14 protein-coding genes are annotated in these 18,659 nt (G+C 38.8%); 6 read left to right on the top strand and 8 right to left on the bottom strand.

Features of this window, described 5'->3' with window-relative positions; translation table 11 throughout:
- Positions 1 to 3 precede the first annotated feature (3 nt).
- From BIZ36_RS07545 to BIZ36_RS07530, 4 genes are all read left to right on the top strand, one after another.
- Positions 4 to 216 (top strand): KTSC domain-containing protein, encoded by a 213-nt coding sequence (locus BIZ36_RS07545; RefSeq protein ID WP_187457276.1) that lies wholly within the window; start codon positions 4 to 6, stop codon positions 214 to 216.
- Between the two features lie 5 nt (positions 217 to 221).
- Complete coding sequence (locus BIZ36_RS07540) at positions 222 to 1,253, top strand: hypothetical protein (protein ID WP_187457275.1); 1,032 nt, start codon at positions 222 to 224, stop codon at positions 1,251 to 1,253.
- A 3-nt stretch (positions 1,254 to 1,256) separates the two neighbouring features.
- The gene (locus BIZ36_RS07535; RefSeq protein WP_187457274.1) at positions 1,257 to 2,192 is read left to right on the top strand and encodes a DUF6602 domain-containing protein; all 936 of its coding nucleotides are present in this window, start codon (positions 1,257 to 1,259) and stop codon (positions 2,190 to 2,192) included.
- A 1,342-nt stretch (positions 2,193 to 3,534) separates the two neighbouring features.
- Positions 3,535 to 5,592, top strand: a complete 2,058-nt coding sequence (locus tag BIZ36_RS07530; protein ID WP_187457273.1) for a DUF3857 domain-containing transglutaminase family protein — start codon at positions 3,535 to 3,537, stop codon at positions 5,590 to 5,592.
- Positions 5,593 to 5,631: 39 nt separating this feature from the next.
- Here the strand turns inward: BIZ36_RS07530 and BIZ36_RS07525 are convergent, their stop codons facing one another.
- Positions 5,632 to 6,726, bottom strand: coding sequence for an acyltransferase family protein (locus tag BIZ36_RS07525; RefSeq protein ID WP_187457272.1), 1,095 nt, complete (start codon positions 6,724 to 6,726; stop codon positions 5,632 to 5,634).
- 25 nt (positions 6,727 to 6,751) lie between these two features.
- Positions 6,752 to 7,339 carry an ankyrin repeat domain-containing protein gene (locus tag BIZ36_RS07520; protein WP_286174649.1) on the bottom strand — a complete coding sequence of 196 codons (588 nt, stop codon included), beginning with the start codon at positions 7,337 to 7,339 and terminating at the stop codon, positions 6,752 to 6,754.
- A 222-nt stretch (positions 7,340 to 7,561) separates the two neighbouring features.
- Here BIZ36_RS07520 and BIZ36_RS07515 point away from each other — a divergent pair, with 222 nt between their 5' ends.
- Together BIZ36_RS07515 and BIZ36_RS07510 are read left to right on the top strand one after the other, a co-directional pair.
- On the top strand, positions 7,562 to 9,640 hold the full coding sequence (locus BIZ36_RS07515) for a helix-turn-helix domain-containing protein (RefSeq protein ID WP_187457271.1): 2,079 nt from the start codon (positions 7,562 to 7,564) through the stop codon (positions 9,638 to 9,640).
- 124 nt (positions 9,641 to 9,764) lie between these two features.
- The gene (locus tag BIZ36_RS07510) at positions 9,765 to 10,331 is read left to right on the top strand and encodes a DUF4494 domain-containing protein (protein WP_187457270.1); all 567 of its coding nucleotides are present in this window, start codon (positions 9,765 to 9,767) and stop codon (positions 10,329 to 10,331) included.
- 67 nt (positions 10,332 to 10,398) lie between these two features.
- On the opposite strand, the gene BIZ36_RS07505 is transcribed toward BIZ36_RS07510, so the two are convergent.
- From BIZ36_RS07505 to BIZ36_RS07480, 6 genes are all read right to left on the bottom strand, one after another.
- Positions 10,399 to 12,870, bottom strand: coding sequence for a TonB-dependent receptor (locus BIZ36_RS07505; protein ID WP_187457269.1), 2,472 nt, complete (start codon positions 12,868 to 12,870; stop codon positions 10,399 to 10,401).
- Positions 12,851 to 14,218, bottom strand: a complete 1,368-nt coding sequence (locus BIZ36_RS07500; RefSeq protein WP_187457268.1) for an HTTM domain-containing protein — start codon at positions 14,216 to 14,218, stop codon at positions 12,851 to 12,853. Before BIZ36_RS07500 ends, BIZ36_RS07505 begins: the two co-directional genes overlap by 20 nt.
- Positions 14,219 to 14,221: 3 nt before the next feature.
- On the bottom strand, positions 14,222 to 15,358 hold the full coding sequence (locus BIZ36_RS07495; protein ID WP_187457267.1) for an imelysin family protein: 1,137 nt from the start codon (positions 15,356 to 15,358) through the stop codon (positions 14,222 to 14,224).
- Between the two features lie 107 nt (positions 15,359 to 15,465).
- On the bottom strand, positions 15,466 to 16,770 hold the full coding sequence (locus BIZ36_RS07490) for a DUF4856 domain-containing protein (protein ID WP_187457266.1): 1,305 nt from the start codon (positions 16,768 to 16,770) through the stop codon (positions 15,466 to 15,468).
- A gap of 137 nt (positions 16,771 to 16,907) precedes the next feature.
- Positions 16,908 to 17,378 (bottom strand): SRPBCC family protein, encoded by a 471-nt coding sequence (locus BIZ36_RS07485; protein WP_187457265.1) that lies wholly within the window; start codon positions 17,376 to 17,378, stop codon positions 16,908 to 16,910.
- A gap of 110 nt (positions 17,379 to 17,488) precedes the next feature.
- Complete coding sequence (locus BIZ36_RS07480) at positions 17,489 to 18,607, bottom strand: DUF2254 domain-containing protein (RefSeq protein WP_187457264.1); 1,119 nt, start codon at positions 18,605 to 18,607, stop codon at positions 17,489 to 17,491.
- Between the last annotated feature and the right edge of the window lie 52 nt (positions 18,608 to 18,659).

Genomic DNA, 18,659 nt, shown 5'->3' with positions numbered 1-18,659 from the left:
GATATGGAAATGATACCAGTAAGCTCATCAAATATTAAAGCGATTGGGTATGATGAGGAAAATGCAGTATTAAGAATTGAATTTAATAAAGGTGGAATTTATGAGTACTATGATGTCCCCCAATATGAATTTGATGGCCTCTATGCAGCAGATTCTAAGGGTAGTTATGCTAATCAAAATATTTATAAAAACTACAGACAACAAAAAATAGGATAAAATTAATGCCAAAGATTAATATAAATCAAAAACTCAAAAGAGTTGAAGTCAAAGATTTTGAAATAGACAATCAAGTTGTCTTCAATTTTTTTGATAAACTACCAGTAACTGATCGAGAAGATAAGCTATTCAGAGCCTTATACATAGGAGTTTTAGCGCTAATGGAGGATAGGATTTCGGCGTTTCTTTCAAAAACAAGTAATGAGTTAGGAACAGAATTAGAAAGCTTGAAAATAATTTTTGATATGAAAAAAGAGCTTTTCTACAAAACGACAATCAAAGGATCCCTTGCCGAAGAAGATATAGCAGAATTTTTGAAAAATTACTTTAAAGAAAAAAAACTAAAGGACTTAGCTTTCTTAACTGGAAGTGAATCAGGCGCTCTGCCTAGAAATAAAACTGGTGATATCATTTGTAAAATAAATGGAGAATCTGATTTACGTATTACTATTGAGTGCAAATTCGACAAGAGCATAAAACTTGGTGAAATTGAAAATAAAGATATTTTCACTAGAAAATATGATACTGCATGGAGTCAACTTATAGAATCAGATGCAAATAGAAATTCTAAGGTCAGCATCATCGTATTTGACATCTCACTAATTGATAATAGCATTTTAAAAGTGTTTGATAATGTCGGGTTTATTCAATCAATTGGATTCGTTGCAATCGTAGATTCTCAAAGAGGAGATTATTCTAATCTCGCAATAGCTTATATGCTGGCACGTGATATAGCAATGAATGCTAAAGATGTGGATTTGGACAAAAATCTGTTGGCTTTGATTATAAACAGAATTATCAAGGATATTAATGAAATAACTAGTATTAAGCGTTTAGTAGAAGGCAATATTGAAAACAACAAAGCCATTTTAAAACAATTAGAAAAGAGTATCCTCCTTATGAATTTTAACCAAGAGTACTTAACTAAATTTTTAAAAGAAGGTGTCCTTGACAAGAAGGATTTATTGGATTTTTATATGGGAGAAGGTGTTAAGGATAGGTATAGGTTAATAGAAAAAGAAATAAATGATTTATAATGTATGTCAAACAAGGGTTTATCAAACAAGGGTCAAAGAATAAGGGACTTTTTTAATAATGAGTGTAGATCTTTATTGTCGACATATAGAAATATTGAAAGCTTAATTCCTTCAGAAAATAATAGTGGTGCGGCTCATACAGGTGAGGAAGGAAGACATATTGAAAGTTTGATAAGGGCTTTTTTAAATAAGCATTTACCCAAGGAACTTGAGGCCTTATCAGGTTTTATTATTCGTCCAGCTGTAAAAGTTGGAGATCATGATAGAGAAAGAAGGCAAGTAGAGGAAGACCAACATTCAACTCAAATAGACATAATTGTATATGATTCAACGAATTACCCTATATACGAACGTTTTGAAGAATTTGTAATCGTTCCGCCTGAGGGAGTTATTAGTATTATTTCTGTAAAGAAAAATCTTTATGAGAATCAGTTAAATAAGGAATTACAAAATTTAGTTGATGCAGCGCAGCTATGTGTTTTTAAAAACAGAGATAAGAAAATTGTAAGAGGCCCATCGACTAGTATCGTCTCTTTTTCAAATAAAATAAAAATTAAGAAGAGCTTTGAAGAACGTTGCAAATGGGTTTATCAAAGAATAGTTGACACACATAAAGCACTAACTTTTGATCAATGCATTGGGCAAATAATCTGTCTTGACGAGTTTACAATATTTAAACGAAGGCCTAATGACGATGACGAAAAGGAATTTGATAAAAGCGCAAAATACGTGGGTTTCAATCATGCTTCAGAAGAAGAATGCCATATGGGTTTACAATTTTTGATAACAGGAATTTTGTCTGCCTATCATCATCCATCAAGAAAAATGGAAGCAAGACCTGGGTTTACAAGTTTTCAATCTGGACGAAAAGAAGATATAAAACTTGGGATATTAAAAGTTGAGAAATTAAGAATGTTACCTAAGAATTTTGTTAAATAGGTTCTGGGCCTAAGAGAATTTTAGCAAAACAATAGGCGAGGGAGCGGCCATATTCTAGAGGGTTCGCAATACAGCTTGTTGACCAAATAATCCTTCAAGTAGTTCAAAGCGGTCTTAAGAGTTGGAATGCTTTCTAGAATATAGCGACTGAGCCGTACATTGTTTCTAAAATTATCTGTAAGCCTTGATTTTTTTGTTTCTTTTTTTATCAAGAAAAAAAGATAAATGAAAACTTTGCTCGTTACAATGTGGAAATTCTATTTGACATAATGTTATGGGTTTCAAAAAGAGAATTCAAATCAGGGGAGTGTGTGAGCAAGTGCTTAGAAATTTACTCGTAGAGAAATTTTAAGCTTTTGCGACAAGCTGACGAAAAGCCCTTGAAATTTTTCTTCTCTATATTTCCAATTAAACCAAAGGTTTCTATAAATACGAAAAGCTGAGCTTTTAATGGCGCTGGCCAAGCGTTGGCAAATTGTGTTTAAAATACGAGTGAATAAAATTGATTGAGAATCAATTTTATGAAGCTGCGAGATGATGCGGCTGGAAAAGCATTTACTTTTTAAAAAGCAATCGAGTCCCGATAGGTATCGGGAGCGAGCGGCTATTTTATCCCGATGGTTATCGGGAGCAAATTATTGTTACCCATAAATTGTACCTCGCAACACCAATTAATAAAGTAAGTATAGTTTAGGACTGGAAAAACCTAGTTTGAGAATGACGAGTTGGTTTCCTTTTACATAATTGTTGACAATATGAGCCTAAAGGCAATCATATCTACAATTATACAAAATAGCACAGCTATACGGAAACTGCACACCATATATTTGAACTATAATTTATATTATGTCAAATAGAATATTTGACAACCTGTTCCACATTATTCAAAAATACCTTTCAATTCCTTAGATAACGGTACAGCCATCGATTTTGATGGATTGCTCAAGTTCAACGGGCACGTTAGCATTTCTTCCTCTGATGAAGATCTTGACGTGATTGTTGCCTATGCCAACATTGGCTCCAACGCCGATTAATCATTACAACTTCTACCAATAAGAAACAAAAACGGGCGATGTAACATCGCCCGTTTTTTTATGGGTTGTCCAGAGAATAGTATTGGATGTCTTCAACTACGGTTATATCAACGGTTAGTTGTAAAACAAATAATTGATTCTACTTCTATTAATGAAGTCCCGTATTATTGTGGTCGCTCTTGCAGCCATAGGTTTATATCCCAATTCTTTCACAGTTGGTCTAAAGTGTTTTGTAAGGACATCTAAAGATTCTTCTTTTGCTTTACTAAAAATTCCTACAGTACCCCTTTTACTAAAACGTTTGAAATATGAAGTTTTCTGTCTCCTTTGTTCTTTCGCTATTTTCGGCAACTTTTCTTTTTGGTCAGGTATCCATTACCAAAGAACCGTCATGGGTGGTTCAAGAAAATTATAAATTGGACAACAACTTACCGGAAAATGGCGTAGACGGGGGCGTTCAGCTGTTATTGTACACAGAACAAGTACATGTAGATTTGGAGGAAAGCTTCGTAAAAGGAGTTTCTAAAGTAGTGGAATACAGTGGAATTCAAAATGTTTCTACCATTTCCGCCAATTATGACCCTACGTACCAGAAATTAAGCTTCCACTCGATTAAGGTAATCCGCAACGGGAAAGAAATCAACAAATTGTCCCAAAGGGACATACAGACCGCCCGGATGGAGACCAATGCCGAAAATTTTATTTATGACGGTACTATTTCGGCCTTTGTGAACATTCCAGATGTGCGCCTCAATGATTTGGTGGAATACAGCTATAGTATCAAAGGGTTCAATCCTATTCAAAAAGGAAAGTTTTCCAGTAGTTTTGTTCTTAATTCCACCTCATTTATAGATGCTATTTCGGTACATATCTTTTCAAAAAAACCGCTTCATCACCAAACTATTAATACCAGCTTAGAAGTATCGCATTCACAATCTAATGGTATACACCGTTATACCTGGGCGCAAGAAGATGTTCCGGCCTTAATGATGGAAGAGCAGATGCCAAGTTGGTTCATACAAAATGAAATGGTCATCGTTAGTGAATACAATACCTGGTCTGAGGTAATCGATTGGGGCGTTAATGTGTTTCAAATTCAGGAAACGGCTAGCGGGGAACTATTAGAGATTATTGAAAATATTAAAAATACCCATACTTCGGAAGGCAAGCGTATAAAAGCAGCCCTTTCCTTTGTGCAAAATGAAGTACGGTATTTGGGCCTTCATTCCGGTATTGGCGGATACAAACCCAATGCGCCCAACAAAGTATTAGAGCAACGTTTTGGTGATTGTAAGGATAAGAGTGTTTTATTGGTAACCATGTTGAACGCTATGGGTATAGAAGCCTATCCCGTACTGGTCAACTCTGCCCTTGGAAAGGAATTGATCAACCTCCCTCCCTCTTCCAAGGTCTTTGACCATTGTATCGTTAAAGTGATAGATGGCAAGGAGAATATACTTTGGTATGATGCTACTTTAACTGATCAGGGTGGTACCTATGACAAAATTTACATGCCCAATTACCGCTATGGATTGGTATTGGATAAGCAACTTCAAAGTTTGGATACCATTACCTCCTTTGCCAATAACTTGGTAGAGGTTTTCAATACATTTACTTTGGAGGAGACTAACAAAGGGGCTGAACTGGAAATCCGTTCTATTTATTTGGAAGGCGAGGCCGATTTTATGCGATCCATTCTAAAGAACAACAATAAGGAATTAATTGAAAAGGAGTTTCTAAGATATTACACGGAAAAATATGGACAAGTAACGGCTCTTGATGCCCCTGTTTTTGTAGATGATTCCGTCAAAAACGAAATACACCTTTTGGAACGTTACCAAATAGATTCTATTTGGAGGCCATCCGTAGAAAATGAAGGTCAGCTCAACTTGGCCATTTTCCCAACTTTGTTAACCGATGCCTTGGTCTTACCAACACAATTGGAAAGGCAATCGCCCTATGCCCTACTTCATCCTATGTCCAGAAAGCAACATGTGGAGGTACATATTCCCCAGTTGTTGGATGTTCAACCGGAATCGGCCACCATAAATTCGGATTATTTCTACTATGATTTTTCTTCGCAGTATGATAGAAGTGCCCGTAAAATAACATTGGATTACTATTATAAAAATCAGGATGATCATGTACCGGCATCCGATTTTAAAAGTTATTATCAGGACATGTTAAAGCTTGACCAAAAATTGGGCTATTTAATTTTTATCAATGAAAATATGTGGTCTACTGCCGGAAATATTGGTTTTGGTGTAGGGAAAGTAATGGGAATTGGAGCCTTTGCCCTTATGGTAATTCTGGGTGTCATAGCGATTATTGTCCTAATCCAAAAAGTAAATCGCAAGAGTACCTAAAAATAAAAGGGCATTCTAGGAGAATGCCCTTATCAAACATTAGCTGTTTTGCGAAATGATTTTTGTAGATTTCAGTCCCTGTTTTCGGTCTAATTTAAGCCCAAATAGCGGTCTTAAAAACCATATTCTTTTTATCAAAAATTCATAGATAGCGTAGCACCCCCCAAAAGTAATGACGACCAATAGGACAAACTGTAGGTATACCGGAACTGGTAAGGGCAAAATCCAAAGGCAACCTAGGTACAACACCACCATATGAATAATATAAACGGGATAGGCGGCTTCGCTTGCATATGACAATAGTTTACTTGGCTTGTTTAAAAATTGGTGGCACAATCCAAATACCCCAAAAATCCAGTTGATAGACTCTAATGCCATCAAATAGCCCGGGGCTTCAAGCTGATAATATACATACCGAAGGGTAAACAATACAAGGCCCAACAAAAGATACATCCACTTCCATTTCCCTACCGTTTTCCAGAAGGTAGGTCCACAATACATTAAAAGATATCCAAAGAAAAAAGCCAATGCCCCTAAAAAGAATCCGTGCCAGGTTTGGGCGTAAAGTGAATAGATCTGAGGTTTTACAAGTAATGCTTCCAACATAAATAATAGGGCAATGACCAAGGGTCCTACCGGTTGTGACATCAATTGAACCACCCTCCTTTTAAAAGTGCCTCCTTCCCTCCTCTTAAGAACATAGAAAATAGGCAGAAAGCACGCGACATAGACAAAAATGTTTCCTAAGAACCATAAGTGCCCCATATGGGCATAATAAGTAAGGGATTGCTCATAAAATTTCTGAAACACAAAGATATGTAAGGGAGCAATGGCAAAAATCCCGAACAGAAAGGGAATCAAGATCCGTTGCACGCGCTCCCCTATCAGGGTTTTCCAAGAGCGTTTGCGCATGGCGAAATACACCCCCATACCGGAGACAAAAAATAGAATGGGAATTCGCCAAACATTCAATAAACTCATGGGTACCCAAAGACTTTCCCAAGAAACGTCACTTTTAATGAAGCCCACGAACAAGGCCCATGGTTGAAACACAATGGCAATATGGTAAATCAATAGCAAGGCTATGGTTAGGACCCTAAGGGCGTCTATATCGTAATGTCTGGCAGCTTTCATAATTCGTTGTTTTTTAAGTGCGTGATTATTGTAACATGATGGCGATGACAGGACGTGTTTTTTCCAGTTCGGTCATATCCAATTGAAGTCCTAGAGAACCCAACTGCAGTTGCATCATTTCGTAAATGGGTTTCATATCCTCAAATGGTACCAATACACTTTCCCTTGCCGTGGCGCCGTAATTATTTTTAACGGTCTTATCGGCCTTGGCATCCAATAGCAGTTGTACGGCCTCTACCCTACCAAAAAATGCGGCTACGTGCAGGGCGGTAGACCCATCATTGTTGGTTATTTCTAAATCGGCTCCGGCGTCTACCAAGGCGGATGAAATTTCGAGATGGTCAAACGTAATGGAAGACATTAAAGGGGTCGCTCCGCTTAAGGCATCCTTCTCGTTAAGATCCGTACCTGCTTCTATATGTTGGCGAACAACTTCCAAATTACCGGTAACTACCGCTTGAATAAGAGGCATGTCCGGGGTCTGAAGCACTTTCTGAGCTGTTTCTTGGTTTTTGGTCTTTACATTGGACTCTCCACAAGCAGCCATAAAAACAGCAATGATCAAGAGTACATAACTAAATTGTTTTGCGGGTTTGTTTACGGGATTTCTCATAATTAAATTTTTAAAATGTTTTACGATTAATTTTACAGAACAAAGGTGCCGCAAACGGTGATGCAGCACCAATTAGCTATGATGCCAAGTATATAAGCCCTGCGGAGCCTTTATAAATTATGGCGCAGGCATATAAATTATGCGGCAAGACCCGCATTTTTATGAAGAAAAGGAATGGTTTATATTTGCTGTAATGATGCCCCCAACTAGCAAATAACCAGCATGCAAGACCAACCGACAGGGCTAAAATTTACCGAACAGGCAAAGGCAATAATCCTAGAGCATTTGTCCAATGAGAACTTTGGGGTTTCTGAATTGGCCGAAGCCATGCACATGAGCCGGTCCAATCTTCTTAGAAAATGTAAAAAGCATACCGCACTTTCGGCTAGCCAGTTTATACGAAAAACAAGGTTGGAGGAAGCTATGGAGCTGCTTAAGGAATCGGAACTTACCGTCTCCGAGGTATCCTACCAAGTGGGATTTGGCAGTAGTTCCTATTTTATTAAGTGCTTTAGGGAATTATATGGCTATCCTCCCGGTGAGGTTGGAAAAGGAACAACCGAACTACTATCAACATCCAAAGAAATAGTTCATCAACCTTCTTCATTAAAGAAAAATAAATGGCTTTTAATGGCCGGTATTCCCATATTCTTCGGTGTCATCTATTTCTTTTATTCAAGAGGAAATACGGAGGATTCTCAGATACCTTTAATCTCTGAAGTTGAAAAATCCATTGCGGTACTGCCTTTCAAAAATGAAAGTAACGACGCTAGCAACCTCTATTTTGTTAACGGATTAATGGAGGCATCGTTAGGCAACCTCCAAAAAATTGAGGATTTACGGGTTATCAGTAGAACATCCGTAGAAAAATATCGAAATACACAGCAGAACATTGGTGAAATTGCCAAAGAATTGAACGTGAGCTATGTGGTGGAAGGTAGTGGTCAAAAAATGGGTAACCAAGTGCTATTGAATATTCAACTGATAGATGCCACTACGGATTCCAGAATTTGGGGAGAACAGTATACGCACGAGCTCGAGGATATTTTTGCCTTACAGAATGAAGTTGCCAAAAAAATAGCGGATGCCATTAAGGCGAAGGTCACCCCCTTGGAAATAGCCCGAATTGATAAAAAACCTACCGAAAACCTAGTTGCCTATGATTACTTTTTACAGGCCCAAGAGCAAGTAAGTAAAAGTAGCAAAGCGGGTTTGGAGGCGGCTATTCCTCTTTATAAAAAGGCCTTGGAAGAAGATTCGCAATTTGCTTTGGCCTATGCAAATTTGGCCATTGCCTATTTTTATTTGGATCAACATAAAAGGGAAAAACAGTATACGGAGCAAATTAATAACAATGCGGACAAAGCACTGCTGTATGATTCCAAGCTTACAGAAAGCCTCATCGCCAAAGCCTTGTATTATCAGCATACGGGAGATTATCGATTGGCCGTGCCCCATTTGCAGAAAGCCTTGGAATATAATCCCAATTCTTCTTCTGTAGTACAGTTGCTATCGGCTCTTTATTCCGGTTATATACCCAATACAGGAAAATATTTGGAAAACGCACTTAAAGGAATTCAATTGGATATTGCCGCCAATGATTCCATTGCCAAAAGTTATATTTATCTCAATCTTAGTAATGCCTTGGCACAATCAGGTTTTATTGAGGAAGCTCTTGAGTTTGCCAATTTATCCTTGCAGCAGAATCCAGCAAATGAATATACACCTTATTTAAAAGCATATATCCAATATGCCCAACATAAAGACCTTGAAAAGACCCTAACTTCCATAAAAAGGGAATTGATGAAGGATACCATGCGATTAGACCTTCTTCAGGAAACTGCAAAACTGTATTATTTCCAAAGAAAATATGATAGTGCGTATCACTACTACAAGCGTTTTCATGAATTTAGAGTTACAAACGGACTTAAAATTTATCCTCACGAGGATATAAAGATCAGTTGGGTCTACAAGGAAATGGGGCAGGAAGCAGAGGCGAAAAAATTATTTGAATCCTATGCCGCCTATTGTGAAAGGGACGAATCTATTTATCAACCAGCAAGCATGGCCGTAAAATTGGTGTATGAAGGACAGTTGGATAAGGCCATTGAGCAATACAAAAAGTTTGCCACTAAGGACCATTTTCAATATTGGATCATACTTTTTATGAGACTAGACCCGGTAATGGATTCCCTTACTTCGCATCCGGAATATGAACAGGTATTGCAGGAAATTGAAAACTGTTTTTGGGATAATCATGACGATTTAAAAGAAACACTTGAGGAACAGGAACTACTTTAAAAGGTAATGATCTCAAAATCAGGCGTGAGTAATTTTAGGATGGAAATTGTGAATATCTATTTCTAATTTTTGTCTGTTGAGCCCTATGCTTCCTCCTATCTTTGGCAGCCCAAAAACAAAGATTATGAGTGCAACTTGGTACGAATGCAAAGTAAAATATAGAAAACTGGACGAGGCTTCCGGAACGCTTAAGGTAAAAACAGAACCCTTTTTGGTAGACGCCATTTCCTATACGGAAGCAGAAAGTAGGATTACCGAAGAAATGCAGGCCTACTTGGCAGAAACTGAAGAAATTAAAATTACCAATATTAAGGTGGCCAATTATGCGGAGATTCATCCTTTTGAGAATACAGACCGGTGGTTCAAATCAAAAATTTCCCTGATTGCCTTTGATGAAGAGAGTGGCAAGGAACGAAAGACCAATCAGTATTTATTGGTACAGGCCAATGATGTAAAGGAAGCTTATGACCATACCGTGGAAGTGATGAAGGATACCATGGGCGATTATACCATACCGGCCATTACCGAAAGTCCCATTATGGACGTGTTCCCTTATTTTACAGGTGAAGAGGAAGAATTAGAAAAATTGGAAAAGTTCAATGCATTGAAAGATTCCGTTCCGGAATCCTTAGAATTGAATGAAAAATTGGAAATGGCCGATGTTTTGGCCACTGCAGAAGAAGAGGAATAACATCAGCTCCCGAATAAACAAAATTAAAGCCGACAAGAGGATTTATTTTCTGTCGGCTTTTTTCGTTTTAAAGTTTTAATTGCAAGGTGGTATAAAAAGTTCTGGGATCGGCCGGAATGATACCAGGCCCCGGATATCCAGTTGCCCTACGTGTAAAGTAACTGTTGTCAAGTACGTTATTGATACCGGCTTCCAACTTCCATTTTTTATAGGTGTAAGAAAGGGAAAAGTCCATTATATCATAGGTCGGGATGACCCCTTCTATACCTCTTTGATTATCGGTAACATCCTGAGGGGCATTGGTAGCGTCCGTAAATTGGTCGTCTATATAGGTGTATTGAAGACTTCCCAAAAGGTTTCCGTACCCAAAATTGATTCCGGTCTTTAAATTGATATCTGGAATAAATTCTACCTGATTCCCCTCTACGTTTATTTCTTCTGAGGCAAGATATTTAGATTTTGTAATAGCCATATTAACAAAGTAATTAAGACGCGATTTGGTCAAGGAAGGGAATACGGTTTCTTGTACATTCCAATCAGCAAAACTTTCAAGTCCGTACATAAGAGCCGTTCCAATATTGCCCCTAAACCTTACGATACTTCCCGTTTCAATCTCATTGCCATTTGCATCGGTTCTTGTAGCTGATTGCAGGATTTCTCCCAATCTATTGTCATATCGCAAGGCAAAACCGCTCACATCAAATGTTAGATGATTCTGGTAGCGCCCCCTAATTCCCAAATCTGCCGTAAAACCGCTTTCATCCGAACTATTGGGGTCTAATTGATAGGATGGATTCAAAACTCGTATATCACTGAAGGTTACCGATCGATAATTTTCTGAAATGTTACCGTATAATTCAATGGATTTTCCCAAATCATAGGTAACTCCTAATCCCAAAAGAAGAAAGGAACGTTCCAAAATTCTGTTTTCCGGTATTTCTTGGTTCAGTAATGGATTTCCGGCCAAGTCCAAGACAATATTCCTATAAGTACCCTCGCTTCCTGTTTTTATATGTTCAAACCTAAATCCTGGAGTTAAACTCAACCGTTCGGTAAGGTTAAAAATATTTTCTCCAAAAAAGGCAATGTTTTTATTGGGGAACCTAAATTCAGATTGTCTTTCATAATTTGGGTAACTGTCATCGGCATAGGTAAAATCGGCATCTGAAGCGTTGGTCCCCGGTCCTTGACGCTGGTCATTGTTAGAATCGTAATACTTGCTTCCCAAAAGAAGTGCTCCTTCCCTATCCCAAAGTTGATAACGTGTTACCATTCGCACCTCTGCTCCCCAATTGCTAAAATTATCCGTCAAAAGTTCCCGGGGTTCCTCTAGATTATCTGCTTGTGAAACCCTATTGGTCCTAAACCCTAGCGCCTTTCTGGAGGCATCCAGGCCAAAAATATTGAAGCTCAATTCCGTTTTCTTCCCCAACTGATGGTCGAATCTCAGGGAATATAGTTTCCAGTCAACTTTGAACCAGTTGCGTTCCCTATTGCTAAAGGTAGGGTCGTCATAGAATTGGGCATCGGTGAGTCCGCCAGGTTGTTGTGCCAAATAACCCAAATAGGTAGTTTCCAAGCTTACCTTGGTTTTTTCCGTAAGCTGATATCCAATATGGGCAAAGAAATTTTCACTTTCAAATTCGGAATTCGGTCTAAACCCGTCCCCCTTTTTGTAGTTGAAATAGGTATAGTAACTTAATTTACCCACAGTACCGCCCAAGCTGTTAAAACTGGTAAAAAGATTATTGGAGCCCAATGTCTGTCTAGTTACCAATTCTATTTTTTTGGTGGGATGTGGCTCTTTGAACTTGAAATTGATAAGCCCCCCAAATTGGGTTCCGTACTGCAGGGACGCTGCTCCCCTAACTACTTGAATTTCCTGAAGAGCCTCGGCGGGTGGCGTATAATAGCTTTCGGGATATCCTAAAACATCGGCACTAATGTCATATCCGTTCTGGCGTGTATTAAAGTTTGCCGTTCGGTTGGGGTCCAATCCCCTACCCCCAATATTTAACTGTAGACCGGCATCGCCATTATCATAGATATTAAGGCCCACGACCTGGCTATACACTTGTCTGGCATTGTTAGCTGCCAAGTTTCCTGTAATATTTTCCAATAGTACGACCTCACTTTTTTTGCCAGCATAAATAGCCGTTCCTTCTACCTTTCTCAATTGTTTCAAGGCAAAAATACGTTCCCTTCGTTGGGTGAGGACTACTTCGGAAAGTTGTTCAGCCTGCAATTGCTCTAAAGTGATATCAACGGTTGCGGACCGTTCCACATTTACAACTTTCTCAAAAACTTCGTACTCCAAGGAAAAAACAATGAGCGTATAGCTACCTTGCGTCAAATTTTGAAATTGATAGGAACCGCCTCCATCCGTTTGCTCTAAAAGTTGAAGTTCTTTAAGATATACCTCTGCATTGACAATGGGTTCGCCAGTAGCATCCAATACTTTACCGGAAATGGATAGCTGTCCCCATCCGGGAATACAACTAATTAAGAATAAAAGTGTGCTATAAACCTGAAATTTCATCGTTTAGGGGAAGTATCCAATTTTTATGATTAAATGATTCTTTTTCTTTTGTCAAGTCTACCTTGGGATCTATAAATGGTCTGCTCAACCTACCGTTCAGGCTTACCTGACTATCTACAAAGACCGACACATTTTGATGTCCGTCTGCTTCAAAATGCCTTTTTAGAAAATGGGCATATTCCAAAATAAAATCGGGTTGAAAAGACATTTGTTTTTCCTGAAAGGGCGTTAGAAAATCGGAATTGTCAACATAAAACCATCTTCCAGAAGTATTGTCCATTATTTTGAATTGGCAATAACCGGACTTTTCCATTAGCATTACCCGCCAAGAAAAGCGATACCCTTCTTCTGTCCAAAATAATTCACCCGGATAGGCCAGATATCTAAAAGGGAACAGTAGCTGCAGCATAAAAAATAGACAGAGACCCACCATAATTGTTTTTTGTTGTAGTCCCGAAGCGGAAATTTTCGTTAAACCGTTATCAAAAGACGCTTTTCCAAGTCTTAAAATCCGATTTAAAAAATGAAGTATTCTATGGTGTAGGCTAGCGTCAAAGAAAATAAGGGTAGAAACAATCATGATATAAGGGAACATTCCAATAGGAAAAAGCACCCCCGTAAGTACATGAAAGATAACAACTGCGGCAAAAGCGTAAGGCCTCGTTCTTTTATACAGCAATAAGAAGGGAACGGATAGGTCATAAATGGCCCCAAACCAACTGAAAAGATAGGCAACCCACTCCAGATGCATAAAATTTCCCAGAAATGGGACATCAAATTTTGAGGGCAACCAAATCTTTAAGGGCATGGCGTTTAGAAGCCAATCGGAATTTAATTTGGCGAGTCCGGCATATACATACACTATTCCCAATAGAAGCTTAATACTATTTACGGTCCATGAAGGTATTTTTTGAAATGCTATTTGTGGATTTCTTTTGGCATCCATGGCAAAATATGCGTTGGCAGGCAAGAATATCATGAGAAAGGCCAATACACTTGTAAAGTAATAATGGTTAAGATACGTGGTCTTATCCATCAATTCGATATAGGTAAAACTGATAAAAAAGAGAACGGTAGCCCACCTATAGTAATACCCTAGAGCGATAAGAATGGAGGAAATGGCACAAACCGCAAAAATTACGTAGGTATATACCCCCAAAGGTTGTACCCACTCGAAGCCATAATAGGAAAAGAAAAATTTAGGTTCTATATAGAGTTTTTCTACCCAACCGTAGCTAACAAAGCGAATGATGCTCCACAACATCATCAGCCCAAAGAAAATGCGAAAGACCGCCAAAGGGGCGGCCTCTATAGCATTAAAAATATATTTCTTTTTAAAGGAGTCCATTGGTTAATCGCCATCGGCATCCACAAAATCGATGCTAATGCTCATGGCAGAAACCATATCAACCTTTAACAACGGAACTACACGTTGCACTTCATCATAGGCACTGAACATAGCGGTTGGCGGATTGTTGTTCTCTATTTCGGCCCTAAATGGTGTTAACGCTCTTACCTTTTCCCTTGCAGTGTTTATCTGATTGTTGATAAGGACAGAAAGGTCTTCCCCGTCCTTCAGTTCATTGAGATTATCCAAATAGGAAGCCAAACTTTCACCTTCGCTATTTTTACCAAAATGTTTGCCGTTAAAAAAATCCTGAAAGGCGTTGAGCCCGGCTAAAAACAGCTCATTGGAAACATCGGCCTTAAAATAGGCCTCTACATTTTCAGGTAATACATTGCCCGTAAATACGCCCAAGGGAAACCCCATTTTACCTGCTCTAAGGAATTTTTCGTAGTAGAAAATATAATCGTTTACAAAACGGTCTACGGAGGCTGTTGCGCTAGCACCATCATTATTTACAAAAGTATCCTTATAACCACTTTTCCATTCGGTTAGCACTTGTTCCGTTAAATCACCCATGTTAAGTAGAACATCACCCATATAGGCAAGTATGGCATCTTTATCCGTAGCACTGAATTTGGATACAATGGCTTCGTCATTTTCACCCAATCCGTTAATCAAATAGTCCAACGCAGGAAAGCCTTTGGCATCTCTGTTGGAAGAAAGGGAAAGGTCGTAAGTCCCACCTGCAATAAAGCTTTCAATTTTTTCTGCGTCCGTGGGGTAGATATTCATTTGAAGCCTAAGGCCTACAGATTCGGCAGGTCCAATTTCAAACATGGAAACTTGTTGCCAAGATTTATAGGAAGATAACCATGCGGCACGCAAGTTAATGAGATTGGACTCCGTTGGTTCTTGCTGAAAGACCTCAAAATTAGTCTGCAATTCCGATAAACTAGAACTGAAAGATTCATAGGATGGGATGATGATGTTATCTGCCCAGTTGATCAACATGGATTTCCTTTCAAAACTGACCGGGGCCGGTTGTTCTTCCTCGCCCTTTTGTATAGGATCTTCACTACTATCTGAGCTACAAGCCCAAATAAGGACTGCCAACAGTGCCGAAATCCATACCTTCTTCATAAATTATTTTTATTTATTCCAATTAAGCGCAAAAATAGAAAAAGTGACCCTAAATTTTATCAATTAGGTCACTTTTTTTAGTCTAAAATATTGGTTGTCAGAAAATACTACTCGGAAGCTTCTTCCATGCTAAAATCAAATCTTTCCGATATAGCAATAGCAATTGTTTCCAAAGTGGCTGGTGCTACGTCCCAAAGTCCATTGTCGCCATCATCCAAAATATCCATTAAAAACGCATCCACTTCGGCTTTAGAGAAATAAGGTTCCGTAGTTCCTGGCTTTCTGGTAAACTGTAAGCTGTAAATAAATCCATAACCTTCAGAAAGGTCGTGAAAGGCAGTTCCATAATTAGGAGTTTCCTGGGCCAAGGCATTTTTACCCTGTTGTAAGTAGTAAACGGCTCGTATACCAATTACTTCTGATATTTTTTGTCTTATAATTTCTGCCTGGGCGTCACGAACCTCATAATCCTGTGCAACTATGGCAGCCCTACCCAGTTTAAAAGCCTGAAAAATTTCATCGGCAATACCAGCAAAATTATCATCTCCCTCTACTCTACCAATATACTTGTTCAAAAAATTGTCAGCACCTAAATCGGCATTTGGATCGGTAGCATCGGCATTTTGCCCATAGACATATCCATAGGCCTCATCCCATTTATGCTCCATGGTGGTATAGCTTTTACCTTCCTCAACGGTACCGGCATCATTGTTCGCCCTGTTTTGCCCTTCGTCCAATACTTCAGGACTTAAATAATTGTTGATTGCTTGGTCAACTGTTAAGGCGCCAATAAGACCTTTATTAAAGACTTGGTTGTATTCCAATCCTTGGGCGTTAACGTATCTGGTAGATTCCCCATCTGCAATTTGTCCTGCAGTGCCAGGCGCAGCGGCCGTATTCCAATTAGGGAACACCTCTGATACCTGCGCAGAAATCCAGTCCGTAAAATCCTTTCTGATCAAGGATTGGTCTGCCGTATTATCTGAAAAATAGTCTTTGGAGGCGGCCGTTTTGGACAGAATGTTCTTATCCGAAGCGTTTAAATCAGCATCCTCAAAATCCATTTCCCCCTCTGCATGGGCAAACATGGCCTGTATTTTAGTATCTGTGGAAGTCTCGTCCGACAAGGCAGCAAGAATCTCATTGCCCATTAATAATCTTGTTGTCTGACCAGAAAAGTTGACCGTAGAAGCACCATCCCTTTCAAAACTATAGGATTCCGGAGCTTCAACTGCTGTTTCACAAGGCGTACAATTGGCCCCACCGCAATCTACACCGGTCTCGTCCCCGTTCATAATTCCGTCATCGCAGGTAGCTGCAATTGGGTCTATATTATTTCCTTCGTCATCAGAGCTACAAGAGGTTAAGAGAAGTGTGCTAAAAGCCAGAATTGACAGAAAAACCTTTTTCATATTATCAGGTATATTTATTTAGACTTTTTTTAAATAACTGCGCAAATCTAATTCAGGATTTTAGAAATCCAAAATAAACCTTTATTAAATTTTATGAATTAGGGGATTGTGGTAAGAAGAATGGAAAAGTGAAGATACTATTCCAAGTTTTCGGAACAATATGTAGAATAACACTCCAGGATGTATTTCCAACCGGCACTGGAATTCATAGCATCCCTATATGATTTTGCTTTGCTTCCATATTTTTCAAAACGTTCATGCCTAAGTTCCAAAGCGGTCCTGTGGTTTCCTTTCTTGAAAAATTCGACGGTAACAAGGCTCGCTTTGGTCTTTTGCGGAATAGGTTCGCGGTCCGGTCCAATTTGCCAATAAAAACTCAATAGTTCCCCGGGTTTATATTGTTTTATGCAACCCCAATCGCACCTAAATCCATCGGCCCCTATTTCTGTACAAAGTCCTCCCCTGCGAGGCTCCATATAGATTTTTTCGAGGGCTTCCTGAGACCATGAATATTCTTTTGGCCACCAATCATTTAGATGCTCCACAAAGAATTCGAAAGCTTTTAATGAATGAAGACCAATATTAGCTTGTCTCAGAACCCCTTCCATAATTGTTTTTGTGTACTTTGAATACATCACAAGTTATGGAATATCCAGGGCCGAGCAAGACTAAAATTAATTGAAGCTCTAATTTAAATTTTGTTTAAATTAAGATAATATTATACTGAAACTACCTTTTTACTCCAAGCTAATTTCCGTTGTAGGATCGGATCCTCAGCCATAAAATGTTCCATTTCTGCAAAGCACAACTCCATAAGTTTTTCTATGGGTACCAAGCTAAAAAAGAGGATACCGCCTTTAGCTGATTTCATTCCTGAAAATTCCTGTATGTTTTTTCGATGTATAAAGAGTTGCGTGAGATAATCAATGGACATCAATGCAGTTCCCGGGTCGTTAACAGCGGGAGAACTGGCCTTTACGCCTACCTCTACCAAGTGCTTGTAACCAACTTCAATAACTTCAATGGCTTCCGCCCTGTCAATACTAATACAACGCATCAGTTCTTTTCTGATAGTATCCTTCACCTCCTTAGAAACGGCTAATACCGGTTCTCCCTCTAGAACAAAGTTGCCCATAGTTTTTAGCAACTTTAGTTCTATTCCGTGTTTTTCGGAAAGGGATATTAATTTTTTGGTACGGATACTGTTCAAATAGCCACATTGCGGAAAGCAAATATGTTCCTTCCAAAAACTTTCAGGGCGGGATTCGCTAATTTTTTCAAAAGGAAGATCTATTAAGTGCTGTATTCTATTTTTTGTATTAAGAAAGGATTTGCGTAAAACATAATTCACGTGAATGGTTTGGGAAACGCTGTGAATGAAATAGATAAATAAAAGTATACTAATGATTCCCATTAAAATGGCCAATGGAGCCGCAACGGAAGGAAATTTGTCGTGATTATCACTGGAGATAAAGGCCGCCATCACCAAGCAATACACAATAGTTCCACTAGTGACGCCCAATATTATTTGATGGTGTTTTTCACGAAGGATCAACGGAATCAATCGGGGCGAATAGTTGCTAATACTTCTATTGAGGACGTCCATCACCATGGTATAGCTAAAAATGGTCAAGGTGAAAATACCACCAATAGTGAAGGATAAAATGAATTTGATGCTCTCCACATCCGAGATTGCCAAGGAGGGGTAATCATCCAAGAAATCTGGATTAAAAGCGACCAAAAGCACGGCCAGTAGACCAAAGGCGAAGGCAATGCAAAAGGTAAGAAAGGAAATACTGTTGATAACCCTTCTGATGATGGACAAAATGCGGACCATATTCTTAACTTAGAGAACAAGATTACGCCATCATCCGCAGTCAAGATACCTC

The sequence above is a fragment of the Cytophaga sp. FL35 genome (assembly GCF_014349235.1).
GTDB lineage: Bacteria > Bacteroidota > Bacteroidia > Flavobacteriales > Flavobacteriaceae > Euzebyella.
Note: the sequence above shows the minus strand (reverse complement) of the source record. Positions and strands in the feature narration are given on the sequence as shown.